This is a genomic window from Actinomadura barringtoniae (assembly GCF_017573505.1).
GTDB lineage: Bacteria > Actinomycetota > Actinomycetes > Streptosporangiales > Streptosporangiaceae > Spirillospora > Spirillospora barringtoniae.
Genome location: NZ_JAGEOJ010000035.1, coordinates 72,255 through 85,383, shown reverse-complemented (window position 1 = coordinate 85,383; position 13,129 = coordinate 72,255). Strand labels below are relative to the sequence as shown.

Sequence of the window (13,129 nt, the reverse complement as noted above, 5' to 3'; positions counted from 1 at the left end):
CCGTACCCCATGCCGGTGACGACCTGCCGGCGGCGCTGGGCGCGGTGGACCTGGCGATCGTGCTGGCGGCGCACGGTGCGTACGATCCCAAGATGCTCATCAAGCACGCACCCCTGATCTTCGACGCGAGAGGTCACACGCGCGCGCTGGCCGACCCGGCCGCCGAGCAGATCTAGGAGCCGCGCTGAGCTAGAGGCGGTGCTGAGCTAGAGGCGGTGCTGAGCTAGAGGCGGTGCTGAGCTAGAGGCGGTGCTGAGCTAGAGGCGGTGCTGGGCTAGCTGCTTGTTGCGGGCGTTGACCTTCGGGCGCATCTCCGGGACGTTCGTCTGGCGGCAGCCCTTGCACCACTTCGCCGAGTTGCGCACGCCCTTGGTGGCGTCCTTGAGGGTGGCGTAGTACTGCGGCTCGCTGTCGTGGTCGAGGCACTCGACGGCGTACCGCATGATCTCGCCGTGCCCGTCGGTGGCGGGGAGCAGGCGTTCGCGCGGGCCGTCCTCGGCCTCGGTGTCGAGGATGCGGATGCGGCTGCCGGTCTGCCGGTGCACGTAGGTCTTCACGACGTAGCGGGACCGCTCGCGCTCGGCGGTGATCGTCTCCTCGTCGTGCGGCGCGATCGCCTGGGCGGCCCGGACGCGGGCCCGGTCCAGGGCGATCTCCAGCTGCCGTCCCCGTGCCTTCGCGGACTCGATCAGCCTGCGCCGCCGGGCGTTCTTGGCCTCGGGCGCGTTTCCCCTGCTCATGCCGCGTTCGTGCCCCGGCGGTCCCCGAGGGAATCGTCAGGAATGCCAATCTTTACCCTCACCGGGGACGACGTGGGACGAACTCGACCTCCTTGTCCGTCGCGTTCGCCGCCGTCCGCGCGGTCCCGATGGCCTGGTCGATCAACGCGTGGTCGGGGGACAGGTGGCAGGCCGGGTCGGTGCGGGCCGCGTCGCCGGTGAGCACGTACGCCTGGCAGCGGCAGCCGCCGAAGTCCAGCTCGCGGCGCGGGCATTCGACGCACGGCCCGGTCATCCACTCGGTGCCCCGGTAGGCCTGGAACGCGGGGGAGTGCTCCCAGATCCAGCCGAGGGAGTGGTCGCGGGCGGACGGGAAGTCCAGGTCGGTCATCACGCCCGCCGCCTGGCACGGCAGCACGGTGCCGTCCGGCGCGACCGTCAGCGAGATCGCGCCCCAGCCGCCCATGCAGGGCTTCGGCACGCCGGTGAAATAGTCGGGCAGGACCCAGATCAGTTCCACCTGGCCCGCCAGCTCGGTCCGGCGCCGTTCAACGGTCGCCTCGGCCTCCGCGAGCTGCTCGCGGGTCGGCAGGAGCGCGTTCCTGTTGAGCATCGCCCAGCCCTGGAACTGGGTGTTGGCCAGCTCGATCCGGGAGACGCCCCACGCGACGCCGAGATCGATGATGGCGTCCAGGCTGGCGAGGTTGCGGCGGTGCAGGACGACGTTCAGCCCGAGCGCGATGCCCGCGTCCCGGACCAGCGCGGCGGCCTCCTCCTTGGCGGTGAACGAGCGGGCGCCCGCGATCAGGTCGTTGCTCGCGGCGGTCGCGTCCTGGACGGAGAGTTGCACACTGTTCAAGCCGGCGTCGATGAGCTCCTTGAGGCGCGTCTCGCCCAGCCCGAAGCCGCTGGTGATCAGCTGCGAGTGGATGCCGGCGCCGGCGGTCGCGGCCACGATCTCGGTCAGGTCGTTCCGCAGCAGCGGCTCGCCGCCCGACAGGTGCGCGGAGACCACGCCGATCCCGCCGGCCTCCCGCATGACCCGCGCCCAGTCGCCCGTGCTCAGCTCCTGGGAACGGCGCGTGAGCTCGACCGGGTTGGAGCAGTACGGGCAGTGCAGCGGGCAGGAGTGGGTGAGCTCGGCGAGCATCGCCCACGGCGGCCGCAGCGGCCCCTGCGGCTCCGTCTGTTCCTGGGGCTTCGTCGAGTCCTGCGCGTTCATCGGACCCAGCCGTGCTCGCGCACGCGGTCGAGGAACCTCGGCACCTCGTCGGCGACCGGGGCGTCGGGGTAGGCGCGGCCCAGCGCGTCCACGATGTCGGCGGTCGTACGGGCGCCGTCGCACAGCCGCACGATCGCGGCGGCCTCGGCGGTCAGCACGACGACGCGTTCGGGCATCACCAGCAGTTCGGCGTCGCGCACGTCGTCGTGCCGCAGGATGATCGACGGCGCGAGCGCCGGCTTCCAGTCGGTCATCGGGCGCTCCGTTCGGCCGGGCGTGCGCCCGCGTGGTCGACGTGAGAACCTGCGTGGTCGACCGCGTCGAGCAGCGACCACAGCACGTCGCACTTGAACGCGAGCGAGGCGAGGGCCAGCTCGGCGTCGCGTTCGTCCCGCGTCCACCGGACGACGAGGTCGAGCGCCTCCTTGCTGTCGCGCTCGCCCTGGGACACGCGGCTCTGGAAGTACTCCAGCCCGGCCGCGTCGAGCCAGGAGTAGTGCTCCTCGAACGCGCCGATCCGCGTCCGCATCAGGTTCGGCGCGAACATCTCGGTCAGCGACGACGCGACGGCCTCCAGCGGCGAACGCAGGCGGCAGAAGTTGACGTAGCCCTCGACCGCCAGCCGTACGCCCGGAAGGACGTCCTCGCCGGACAGCAGCAGATCGCGGTCCAGGCCCGCGGCCTCGCCCAGCCGCAGCCAGCGCTCCAGCCCGCCCTGGTCGGGCCCGGTCCCGTCATGGTCCTGGATCCGTCTGATCCACATGCGCCGGAGCTCGGGCGTCTCCAGCTTGGCCAGGATCAGCGCGTCCTTGATGGGGATGTGGCGCTGGTAGTGGAAGCGGTTGAGGATCCAGCGCTGGATCTCCTCCTTGTCCAGCTCACCGGCGTGCATCCGCAGGTTGAACGGGTGCCGGTGGTGGTAGCGCTCCTCGGCGACGGCCCGCAGGCGTTCCACGATGCTCATGGTGCTCACAGCTCGATGACCATTCCGTCCTGGGCGACCTCGAGCCCGAGCTCGGCCAGCGCAGCGTGCTGGGGCGCGCCCGGGTCGACGAGAGGGTTGGTGTTGTTGAGGTGCGTGTAGAGCCGGCGTCCGCGCAGCTCGGCGAGGCGGTCGGATGTCCCGCCCGCAATGGGCAGGTGTCCCATCTGCGTGGCCGTCCGCTCCGAGATCCCGGTGGTGCGGGGTTCGTCGTCGTCCCAGAACGTGCCGTCCACGATGACGCAGTCCGCTCCGTCGATCGCCTCCTGCAGCGCGTCCGGCCAGTCGCCGGCCGCGGGCGCGTAGACGAGCACGCCGCCCGTCGAACGATCGGTGATCTTCAGCGCCGAGACCCAGACGTCGTCGGGCCCGGCCCGCGCGTCGCGCGCGTACCGGGGCCGCTTGCCCGAGATCGGCACGGACTCGATGACCAGGTCCCCGTCCACGACGGGGAAGCCCTGCCACTTGAGCTCCGCGTACTGCTCCAGGAGACCGCCGAGCCGGCCCGAGACCGCGTCCCGTACCGCGCCGGTGCCGGTCACCTCGATCCGGTCGGCCTCGCGCAGCCGGGCGATGCCGAGCGTGTGGTCCAGTTCGGCGTCGGTCAGCACCACCCCGGTGATCGGTGAGTCACGTCCCGACGTCGGCCAGAGCCCGAACGCCTCGACCTGCTCGCCGATGTCCGGCGTCGCGTTCACCAGCCACCAGCGCCCGCTCCCGCGATCTCCGCCTCTGGCCCGCACCGCCAGTGAGGCGTGCAGGCGCCTGCGGCCGGGGTGCTGACGTGCGCCGGAACAACCGGCGCACGCGCAGTTCCACTGCGGCACCCCGCCGCCGGCCGCCGTTCCCAGCAGCCGTACTTCCATCTCTTAGCGAGCCGTGAAGTAGTAGGCGGTGAGCTCCATCGAGGTCTCGATGATCTCGAAGTCGGGCGTCGTCCAGGCCATGTGGCCACCCTTCGGGTCGCGGATGTCCTCTCCAGTCAGCGCCTCTGGACATCCTTTTGTCAACGGATACATCCGACCTTTGTCCCTGTTTGCTAGCTCAGGAGCCCCAGGACAGTGAAACCTCGCCACAAAGACCGGATGAATTAAATGCATTGCGGCGCGAGCTCCCGGCTGGCACCTTAGAAACGTCAGCTAGAGCGGGACTCGAGCGAAGCTCGAACGAAGGTCAGTGAGGAGGACCGGCCATGAGCCAGCAGCTATATCGACTGCCCCAGGCCTCTCTCGCCAGCCACGGCCGGTATCGCATCTCCTGATATCCCCGGCCGCATGGTCCGAGTGACGCCACCTCGACGCGCACATGCGGCTCTGTCCCAATCGGTAGAGGGGCCAGTCTCAGGTACTGGATGTTCCGGGTTCGAATCCCGGGAGCCGCACCATCCCTCCGTAGCCCAATGGGTAGAGGTACCAGCCTGAGGTGCTGGAGGTTGCAGGTTCGAATCCTGCCGGGGGGACCAAGGGGCGGCGCCGGAGCGGGGAGAGCCGGGCCTGGCTGTAAACCAGGTGTCTCGTACTGAGTGGGTTCGAATCCCACCCGCCCCACCACTGTCGTAGGCGACCGGTAGCGTCCTCGGCGTGATCGTTCTCTCTCGGGATGACGTCGAGGCGCTGCTGGACGTCGACGCACTGATCGACGCGCTGGCGGACGCGATGGCCGAGCTCAGCGACGGGCGGGCCTCGGTGCCCGAACGCACGGCCGCGCTCCTGCCCGGCACGGGCTCGATGCTCGTGGACATGCCGGGCGCCTCGGCCGGGGCGGTGATGAGCAAGCTCGTCTCGGTCTTCCCCGGCAACGCCGGCGGCCCGACGCCGGTGCGCCAGGCGGTCATCGTGGCGTTCGATCCGGAGAACGGCGAACCGGCGGCGCTGATCGACGGCACCTACATCACCGCGATCCGCACGGCCGCCTGCGCCGCGCTCTCGGCACGCCTGCTCGCCCGCGACGACGCCGAGGTCCTGGCCGTGCTCGGCACCGGACCGCAGGCCGCCGCCCACGTGGAGGCCGTCTCCCGCGTACGCCCGTTCCGCGAGGTACGCGTCGCGGGCCGCGACCTCGACCGGACGACCGTGTTCGTGAAAGACCTGGCGATCGTCAAAGGCTTGTCGGCCGACGCGCCCGTCCGTGGCGACGTGTCCGTGCGGGGCGACGTGTCCGTGCGGGGCGACGTGTCCGTGCGGGGCGACGCGCCCGTGCGTGGCGACGCGTCCGTCCGGGGCGACGTGCCCGTGCGGGCCGTCGCGACTTACGCGGAGGCGCTCGACGGCGCGGACGTCGTGAGCGCCGCGACCTATGCGGTCGACCCCGTCGTACGGCGCGAGTGGCTGGCGGACGGGGCCCACATCACCTCGGTCGGCTACAACCCGCAGGGCCGCGAGATCGACGACGCCACGATCGCCGACGCGGACGTCTTCGTCGAGGCGCGCAAGGCCGCCCTGGAGGCCGTTCCGCCCAACCGCGACCTGGCCGACGCCCTGGCGGCCGGCCTCATCTCGGCCGACTCGGTCACCGAGCTAGGCGAAGTCATCACGAGCAGACCTCGCCGCACCAAGCCCTTCTCCCTCTACAAGTCGGTCGGCTCGATCGTGCAGGACGCGGCCGCCACCTCACTGGTGCTCAGGGCCGCCCGCGAGCAGGGCCGCGGCCGGGAGGTCTCCCTCTAGTCCCCGGCGCCCCTCGATCAGGGCGAGCAGCCCGGCGATCCCGAGCAGCAGCCCCGCGATCGTCCCGTACGTGGCGACCGCACTCGCGAACCCGGACGCACCGCTCCCCAGCAGCCCTCCCGCGAAGATCGCGCCCGCGCCGAGCCACGTCGCGACCAGCACTGGCAGCAGCCGTTCAGGCCCGCGCCGGTGGACCAGCGCGAGCGCGCCCGCCGCGCCGAGGAACGCCAGCACTCCGCTCACCCCGACGAACGTCCGCTGCGTCGCGGTCTGAAACCCCGGGTCGCCGCCCGCCGCCGTACCGCCGAACGCCCAGACCAGGTGAACGACCCCGAACACCGCGGCGACGACCGCCGCCCCGTTCACCGCCAAGACCTGGAGCGCGCGCGTCGGCCCCTGCCCCAGCTCCCGCGTCCGCATCGCGAACAGATCCGCCCACCGCACACGTGCGTGCAGCACGAACCCGGCGAGCAGCGTGACGCCTTGCAGGATGAAGCCGCCGTACACCACCACGAACACCCACGCGTGCAGCCCGTTGCCGTGGTCGTCGGGCGCGGGCGCACCCCCGACGACCGCCTGTACGGCGAGCCCCAGCGGCAGGCCGAGCACGAACGGCGCCAGCAGCCCCGTTCCCACCCAGATCGGCACCAGCATCAGCCAGGCCGGGACGCGCATGCCCCACGGGTAGGCGAACGCCAGCGCGATCACCACGGCCACGGCGTCCATGCCCAGCGTGATGACGTTGGCCGCCACGACGTCGCCGCTGTGCATGTCCATCGTCCCCTTCACGCCCAGATCGCCCCCGGCGACCCACACGACCTTCAGGAAGAGATACGGAACGCAGGCGGCGGCCGTCGCGTAACAGACGAACAGCCTGAGCCTCCACAGGCGCTGAGGTGTCATGGCCCTCAGCCTCGCCTCGCGCCCCTCCTCGGGCCTCCCGCCCCCGGGTGAACCGCGTCCCCTGAACGGGGGAGTGCATTCACAGGAAATTCATTCCGTTCACCGTCGCCTGCGGAGCGCGTTCGCCCAGCTCACGCACGCCCCACCGGCGTGATCTAACGAACGAGATCAACAAGGCTGGGCAATTGGTGACATTTAACAGCAATTGCAAGGAATGCGAACGTCCCTTCTGACCCGCTTGCCCCGCAGTGACCAGGGTCCCCCTCCTGGCCGGGGCACGGGCAGGAGGAGTGCCTCGTGATACGAGTCACCGCGTGCGCGCTGTCGGCGACGGCAGCGCTCGTCTTCACCGCCGGACTGTCCGGCACCGCCAACGCCACCCCGCCGAACATCCCGTCCGCGAGCGTCGCCCGTACCGAGCTGGCCGGCCTCACCGTCGCCGCCGAGACGCACGACGACACCTACGACCGCTCCCTGTTCCCGCACTGGATCACGATCTCGGGCTCCTGCAACACCCGCGAGACCGTGCTCAAGCGGGACGGCCAGAACGTCCAGACCGGTTCCGACTGCGCGGCCACCTCGGGCACCTGGGACTCGCCGTACGACGGAGGCCATTGGACCGCGGCCTCCGACGTCGACATCGACCACATGGTGCCGCTCAAGGAGGCGTGGCGTTCGGGCGCGTGGGCCTGGACGACCGCCAAGCGCCAGGACTTCGCCAACGACCTCACCGACCCGCAGCTGTGGGCGGTGACCGACAACGTCAACCAGGCCAAGGGCGACGACGACCCGGCGAACTGGAAGCCGCCGACGACGTCGTTCTACTGCACCTACGCGCGCGCCTACACGCACGTGAAGCACGCGTGGGCGCTCACCGTGGACAGCGCCGAGAAGACCGCCATCGGCAGCATGCTCGACACCTGCTGAGCGACCGCGGGCCCCGGCCGCAGGCGTCACGTGGCGTCTGGCTCCCCGGCCGGGGCCCCGCGGCCCGCGGCGAGCACGACCCCCGAGCCCAATGTCCCGATCCCCGTCATCACCAGCAGCACCCGATAGTCGACGAGCGAGATCAGCGCCGCTCCCACTCCCATCGCCACGCAGTGCGGCCCCGAGGTGAGAGTCTCCGCCGCCGTGGAGGCTCGTCCGATCAGCGGTCGCGGCGTCTTGCGCTGCAGGATCGTCGTGAAGCCGATCAGGAAGAGCGCCAGCCCGAACCCGCTGACCACCCGCCCGCCCAGGACGCTGGGCAGCCACGCGTAAACGCACACCAGGTTGCCCACGCCGAACCCGGCCAGCCCGATCCCCGTACCCGCCACGTCGCCGACGCGAGCCAACGCGCGCGCCGCGGCGAGCCCGCCGATCACCGCGCCCACTCCCTGCGCCGAGGCCAGCACGCCGACGAACTCCGGCGGCCGGTGCAGCCCCTGGTCGGCCAGCGCGAACGACACCGACTCCACGAGCCCGATCGACAGCCAGGCGACGGCCGCGACCAGGACCGTCCGGCGGAGCGTCAGCTCGGCGAACAGGTGCCGCACCCCAGCCGACACCTCCTGCCGCCAGTGCGCCTCAACCCGTTCCGGCGTCCGCTCGGAAACCCGCACCAGCGCGATCGCCCCGCCCGCCACCAGGAACGTGGCCGCGTCCACGACCGCGACCGTGCCGCCGCCGAACGCTCCGAACAGTGCCGCCCCCGCCAGCGGCCCGCCCAGCCGCAGACTCTCCTGCACGGTGGTCACCCTCCCGTTCGCGGAGGCGAGCCGTTCCTCGGTGAACAGCTCCTTGAGCAGCCCGTTCAGCGCCGCGCTCGACGCGACCATCGACGTGCCGTACAGCACCGCGACCACGTAGACGATCCACATGTCGTCCCGCCCGCGCACGGCGAGCAGCGGCAGCAGCATCACCGCCGAGGCGCAGTTGACCGTGACGAGGAACCGCCGGTGCCGCACGCGGTCGACCAGCCATCCGAACGCCGGGGACAGCGCGAACGGCAGCGAGACGCACAGCAGCACGAGCCCCGCTGCCCCGGTCGAGCCGGTCAGCGTCTTGATCCAGATCGCGAACACCAGCAGCATCAGCGAGTCGCCGGCCATGGTGACCGCCAGCCCCGTCATGAGCAGCCGCACGTTCCTCATGGCGACTCGGCCCGCGTCGTCCGCTCGGCCCGCGTCGTCCGCTCGGCCCGCGTCGTCCGCTCGGCCCGCGTCGTCCGCTCGGCCCGCGTTGTCGGCGCGGCCGGTACCGCCCAGGCGAACATGCGGACCCGCCGCACACCCTCCGGCCTGCCGCCGGGATCGGCGGTGCGCCCCTGATAGCGCATCAGGACCCGCTGGATCTCCGCGTTGGCCTCGGCCAGTTCGTCGGCCGTCATCCAGGTCACGCACTGCGTGAAGTCCGCCGCGTCCTGCCACTCGGGCGGATCCGTGCGCCGCCACGCCAGCCACGAGCGCAGCCCGCCGACCTCATGCTCCAGCAGCGCGGAGTTGAGCTCGTCACCCGCCGCCGCGACATCGCCCGCCTCGTCGGGCCTGCCCCACTCCAGGAACGCGTTCACCGGCCGCCAAGGCCGCTGCCGCCCCTTGCGTTCGCCGGTCTCCTCGACGAACCCGTGCTTGGCCAGCTGCCTGAGGTGCCACGAGCAGTTGGCCGGGCTCTCATCGACCTTTTCCGCGACCTCGGTGGCCGTCGCCGATCCCAGCTCGTGCAGCACCTGAACGATGCGGATCCGCAGCGGATGGGCCAGCACGCGCAGCTCGCCGGCCTCCCGGAGCCTCCGCCGTTCGAGATCACCCATGGCCCGACCGTAACCCTGGAAAGAGTCTTTCGAAAGACCCTTTCCACGAATTGTGATGGTTTGTGGGGATTGGGGGTGGTTCAGGACTCGGCCTCGAATATGAGGGTCTTTCGGCTCTGAGGGTGGGGCCGGTGGCGGGGTGAGGGTGGGTCCAGGAACTCAGAAAGGGGTCGCGAGATGGCGAACTCACAGGCGAAGCGGCGGGGGATCTCCCTCAACCACAACGAGCACGTGGCGAAGCGGCGGGGCATCTCCGTGAATCACAACGAGGGCCTGCGGCGGCGGGGAGTTTCGTTCAACCACAACGAGGGCCTGCGGCGGCGAGGCGTCTCGTTCAACCACAACGAGGGGCTGCGGCGCCGGGGGATCTCGGTGAACCACAACGAGACGCTGCGCTGAGGACTGACGGGGATCCGGAAGGCCGGTCATGGCATCGACAACGGGGGCCAGGGTCGTCCGGATCCCTCGGCTCGTGCCGGAACTGCCGCGGGCGGTGTGGGTCGTGCTCGGCGCGGACGCGGTGTCCGCGGTGGGGAGCGGGCTCACGCTGCCGTTCCTGCTGGTCTACCTGCATCGGGTGCGCGGGCTGGACATCGGGTGGGCGGGGTTGGCGATCTCCGCGGTGGCGCTGGCGGGGATTCTCGGCAATCCGGTCGGCGGGTATCTGGCCGATCGGATCGGTGCGCGGAACGCGCTGGTGTGCGGGCTGGGCGTGGCGGCGGCCGGGAGCGCGGCGCTGGCGGGCGTCGGTTCTGTCGGAACGGCCTTCGCGGCGTGCGGGCTGCTGGGTGTGGGCGTGGCGATGATCTGGCCGTCGCAGGACGCGCTGCTGGCCGAGCTCGCGGGGGAGCGGCAGCGGTCGAGCGTCTTCGCCGTACGGCACGCGACGATGAACTTCGGGCTCGCGGTCGGCGCTGCTTCGGCTGGGTTGCTGGCGAACGCGTCGGATCCGTCGAGCTTCGTGCGGCTGTATCTGCTGGATGCCTTTTCTTTCTTGGTGCTCGTTCCGGTGTTGTTGAGGTTTGTGGGGCCGGCGCCGGTGGCGCGGGAGCGCTCCGGGGGCGGTTACCGGCAGGTCGCCAGGGATCGGGCCTTCCGGTGGGTGTGGGTCTGGGCGCTGCTGATGGTCGCGGCCGGGGTGGCGCAGTTCCATGCCGCGTTCCCCGCCTATGCGACCGGTGAGGGTGGGCTTAGCGCGGGCAGGCTCGGCGTCGTCTACGCGGCGAACTCTGTTGCCGTGCTGGTACTTCAGCTGCCCGTCCTGCGGTTGATGGAGGGACGGCGCAGAACGCGGGGGATGGCGGTCGTCTGCCTTTGCTGGGCAGCGGCTTGGGCCATCACGCTCCTGGCAGGTGGGCGGCTGGTGCTCTTCGCCCTGGCCATGGTGGTCTTCGCGGTCGGCGAGACGTTTCTGGCGCCCACGGCCGCTCCTCTGGTGAACGACCTGGCGCCTGGTGAGTTGAGAGGGCGCTACAACGGGCTCTACGCCTTGGCCTTCACGGCGGGGTTCGTGGTCGGGCCGGCCGTGTGCGGCCTTGTCTTCGCGGTGGGTGCGGACGCGGCGTTCCTGGTGGGGTGCGCCGCGGTTCTGTGCCTGGCGGGTGCCGCGACCCCTGCCCTTGAACGACTTCTTCCTGCGAACGTCAATGGGGATGGTGCGGACGATGCCTGACGCCGAAGAGCTTTTCGACCTCGGACAGGCGGCCCGTGTCGAGGGGAGATACGCGGAGGCCGAGGCGTTCCTGCGGGACGGGATCACGGTGGCCGAGAAGGAGCATGGGCCGGAGACGCTCGAGGTCGCCTACCTGCTGAACGAGCTCGGTGTCACGTTCAAGTACTCGGGGCGCTTTGACGAGGCGTTCGAGCTCTACCAGCGCGCGCTCGCCATCGTGGAGGATCCGGTCGACGTGGCCGGGCTGCATCACAACCTGGGAGGGCTGGAGCACGCGCGCGGCCACTACGCGCGGGCGGCCGTGCACGCCCGCCTCTCGGTGGAGATCAGGCGTGATGCGCTGGGCGACGATCACGTCGACGTCGCCGCGGATCGTGCGGCCCTCGCGGCGATCCTGGACTCGCTGGGGGAGGACGACGAGGCCGAGAGGCTGCTGCGCGACGCGATGGTCGTCTTCGCGCGGGAGCTCGGGCCCGATCACCTTGAGGTCGGCATCACGATGAGCAACCTGGCCTCCCTTCTCCACAAGCGAGGGGACGTTCGCCAGGCCGAGCCGATGTACCGCCGGGCGCTGGCCGAGCGGGAACGGGTGTGCGGGCCCGATCAGCCCGAGCTGGCCGTCACCGTTCACAACCTCGCCACGCTGTGCGCGGAGACGGGGCGGGCCGACGAGGCGAAGGCGCTGTACGAACGGGCGGTGGCGCTGCTCGAACCCGCCGTGGAGCCGGATCACCCCACGCTGACGGCCAGCAGGGACGCCCTCGCGGCCGTGATCGTCGCGCAGCAGGCCGACATGGGGTGAAATGGGTCACATGGATCATCCGTGGGGTGCGCTGAGCGATGCGATCAAGGGCCAGGTCTTCCTTCCCGAGGCGGACGCGTACGAGGTGGCGCGCAAGCCCGCGATCGATCGCTTCCATGGGGTGCGGCCGAAGGCCGTGGTGCGCTGCACCGGCGATGACGATGTGACCGAGGCGCTGGCGTTCGCCCGCGAGCAGGGGATCCAGGTCCGGGTGCGCGGAGGCGGGCACTGCTTCGCCGGGCGCTCGTCGGCCGAGGGGATCGTCCTGGACACGACGCCGATGAACGCGGTGGAGGTGGACGGCGACCGGGGCGATCGGGTTGTGATCGGCGCGGGGGCGCGGCTGGGCGATGTCTACGACGCGCTCGCCGCGCGCGGCGTCACGATCCCGGCGGGTTGTGGACCGACCGTCGGTATCGCGGGTCTCGCGCTCGGCGGCGGGATCGGGATCTTGGGGCGGCTGCACGGCCTGACCTGCGACAGCCTGGAGGCGGCACGGGTCGTCCTGCCGGACGGGCGGACCGTGGACTGCGACGCCGAACGGGAGCCGGACCTGTTCTGGGCGCTGCGCGGCGCGGGCGCCGCCGGGTTCGGCGTGGTGACCTCGCTGACGTTCCGTACGCTGCCGGCGCCGGAGGAGGCGACGACGCTCCACCTGAGCTGGCAGGCCGACCAGGGGGCCGCACTGATCTCGGGCTGGCAGGAGCACGTCCCCGACGCCCCGGCGGAGATGGCGGCGAGCCTGCTGGTGAGGGCGGACGGCGATCCCCTGAGCCCGGCGACCGTGCACCTGTTCGGCGCCATGATCGGCGGCGAGGCGGAGACGCGCGTACGGCTGAACGAGCTGGTCGGGCACATCGGCGTCGCGCCGCGCTCGGTGCTGCTGCGGACGCTCCCGTTCCGCGAGACCAAGCGTTTCCTCGCGGAGTACGGGGTGGAGGGCGAGGCGGCGCCCGGGTCGCACGGCTACATCCGGTCGGGGTTCTTCCGCCGGACGATCCCGGACGAGGCCATCGCCGAGCTCGTGCGGGGCTTCGCGGCCGACCGGGCGCCGGGCGAGGCCCGCGAGCTGGACTTCTCGCCGTGGCTCGGCGCCTACAACGCGGTCGCCGAGGACGCCACGGCCTTCGTTCACCGGCGCGAACGGTTCCTGCTCAAGCTGACCGCCGCCGTGCCGCAGGGGTGTGAGCCGAGCGGCTGGCTCGCCGACGGCTGGGACGCGGTGCGGCCGTGGTCGACCGGCGGCGTCTACGCCAACTTCCCGCAGCCCGAGCTCGGACCGCTGTCGCCCGCGTACCACCTGGGCAACCGCGACCGAGTGGTGCAGGTCAAGCGGCGTTACGACCCCGAGGGGCTGCTCGGCCGCTGACCC

The 13,129-nt window shown here is 71.3% G+C and carries 15 protein-coding genes and 3 tRNA genes; 9 read left to right on the top strand and 9 right to left on the bottom strand.

All coding sequences use genetic code 11. The annotated features are described in order from the left end of the window. Positions 1 to 257: 257 nt before the first annotated feature. From J4573_RS50425 to pqqA, 6 genes are read right to left on the bottom strand one after another with little or no spacing between them, the layout of a single operon-like run. Positions 258 to 740 (bottom strand): hypothetical protein, encoded by a 483-nt coding sequence (locus tag J4573_RS50425; RefSeq protein ID WP_208263593.1) that lies wholly within the window; start codon positions 738 to 740, stop codon positions 258 to 260. Between the two features lie 58 nt (positions 741 to 798). Continuing rightward, on the bottom strand, positions 799 to 1,941 hold the full coding sequence (pqqE, locus tag J4573_RS50420) for a pyrroloquinoline quinone biosynthesis protein PqqE (RefSeq protein WP_208263592.1): 1,143 nt from the start codon (positions 1,939 to 1,941) through the stop codon (positions 799 to 801). Next, positions 1,938 to 2,195 (bottom strand): pyrroloquinoline quinone biosynthesis peptide chaperone PqqD, encoded by a 258-nt coding sequence (pqqD, locus tag J4573_RS50415; RefSeq protein WP_208263591.1) that lies wholly within the window; start codon positions 2,193 to 2,195, stop codon positions 1,938 to 1,940. The genes pqqE and pqqD overlap by 4 nt, the downstream gene beginning before the upstream one ends. Next, a complete protein-coding gene (pqqC, locus tag J4573_RS50410) occupies positions 2,192 to 2,905 on the bottom strand; it encodes a pyrroloquinoline-quinone synthase PqqC (RefSeq protein ID WP_208263599.1) in 714 nt (237 codons plus the stop codon). The genes pqqD and pqqC overlap by 4 nt, the downstream gene beginning before the upstream one ends. Positions 2,906 to 2,910: 5 nt before the next feature. Beyond that, on the bottom strand, positions 2,911 to 3,789 hold the full coding sequence (gene pqqB / locus J4573_RS50405; RefSeq protein ID WP_208263590.1) for a pyrroloquinoline quinone biosynthesis protein PqqB: 879 nt from the start codon (positions 3,787 to 3,789) through the stop codon (positions 2,911 to 2,913). Positions 3,790 to 3,792: 3 nt separating this feature from the next. Next, positions 3,793 to 3,933, bottom strand: coding sequence for a pyrroloquinoline quinone precursor peptide PqqA (gene pqqA / locus J4573_RS50400; RefSeq protein WP_208263589.1), 141 nt, complete (start codon positions 3,931 to 3,933; stop codon positions 3,793 to 3,795). Positions 3,934 to 4,230: 297 nt separating this feature from the next. On the opposite strand from pqqA, the gene J4573_RS50395 reads away from it, so the two are divergent. From J4573_RS50395 to J4573_RS50380, 4 genes are all read left to right on the top strand, one after another. Continuing rightward, positions 4,231 to 4,307: transfer RNA gene (locus J4573_RS50395), tRNA-Leu, on the top strand. A gap of 1 nt (position 4,308) precedes the next feature. Further along, positions 4,309 to 4,385, top strand: a tRNA-Leu gene (locus tag J4573_RS50390). A gap of 1 nt (position 4,386) precedes the next feature. Continuing rightward, positions 4,387 to 4,473, top strand: a tRNA-Tyr gene (locus J4573_RS50385). Between the two features lie 30 nt (positions 4,474 to 4,503). Beyond that, positions 4,504 to 5,589 (top strand): ornithine cyclodeaminase family protein, encoded by a 1,086-nt coding sequence (locus tag J4573_RS50380; RefSeq protein WP_208263588.1) that lies wholly within the window; start codon positions 4,504 to 4,506, stop codon positions 5,587 to 5,589. Here the strand turns inward: J4573_RS50380 and J4573_RS50375 are convergent. Then, positions 5,533 to 6,492: a hypothetical protein gene (locus J4573_RS50375; protein ID WP_208263587.1), complete on the bottom strand. Its 960-nt coding sequence runs from the start codon at positions 6,490 to 6,492 to the stop codon at positions 5,533 to 5,535. The two genes, J4573_RS50380 and J4573_RS50375, sit on opposite strands and share 57 nt — an antisense overlap. Positions 6,493 to 6,789: 297 nt before the next feature. On the opposite strand from J4573_RS50375, the gene J4573_RS50370 reads away from it, so the two are divergent. Next, positions 6,790 to 7,419: an HNH endonuclease family protein gene (locus J4573_RS50370; RefSeq protein ID WP_208263586.1), complete on the top strand. Its 630-nt coding sequence runs from the start codon at positions 6,790 to 6,792 to the stop codon at positions 7,417 to 7,419. A gap of 26 nt (positions 7,420 to 7,445) precedes the next feature. On the opposite strand, the gene J4573_RS50365 is transcribed toward J4573_RS50370, so the two are convergent. Both J4573_RS50365 and J4573_RS50360 read right to left on the bottom strand, forming a co-directional pair. After that, a complete protein-coding gene (locus J4573_RS50365; RefSeq protein ID WP_208263585.1) occupies positions 7,446 to 8,624 on the bottom strand; it encodes an MFS transporter in 1,179 nt (392 codons plus the stop codon). Further along, entirely contained in the window at positions 8,621 to 9,283 is a 663-nt protein-coding gene (locus J4573_RS50360; RefSeq protein ID WP_208263584.1) for a winged helix-turn-helix domain-containing protein, read from the bottom strand. Before J4573_RS50360 ends, J4573_RS50365 begins: the two co-directional genes overlap by 4 nt. Before the next feature lie 177 nt (positions 9,284 to 9,460). Between J4573_RS50360 and J4573_RS50355 the strand changes: the two genes are divergently transcribed. The 4 genes from J4573_RS50355 (at position 9,461) to J4573_RS50340 (ending at position 13,126) form a co-directional block, all read left to right on the top strand. Next, complete coding sequence (locus J4573_RS50355) at positions 9,461 to 9,682, top strand: hypothetical protein (RefSeq protein ID WP_208263583.1); 222 nt, start codon at positions 9,461 to 9,463, stop codon at positions 9,680 to 9,682. A 73-nt stretch (positions 9,683 to 9,755) separates the two neighbouring features. Next, on the top strand, positions 9,756 to 10,955 hold the full coding sequence (locus J4573_RS50350) for an MFS transporter (protein ID WP_208263582.1): 1,200 nt from the start codon (positions 9,756 to 9,758) through the stop codon (positions 10,953 to 10,955). Next, positions 10,948 to 11,757: a tetratricopeptide repeat protein gene (locus J4573_RS50345; RefSeq protein WP_208263581.1), complete on the top strand. Its 810-nt coding sequence runs from the start codon at positions 10,948 to 10,950 to the stop codon at positions 11,755 to 11,757. The genes J4573_RS50350 and J4573_RS50345 overlap by 8 nt, the downstream gene beginning before the upstream one ends. A 10-nt stretch (positions 11,758 to 11,767) precedes the next feature. Next, positions 11,768 to 13,126 carry an FAD-binding oxidoreductase gene (locus J4573_RS50340; protein WP_208263580.1) on the top strand — a complete coding sequence of 453 codons (1,359 nt, stop codon included), beginning with the start codon at positions 11,768 to 11,770 and terminating at the stop codon, positions 13,124 to 13,126. Positions 13,127 to 13,129: the final 3 nt, after the last annotated feature.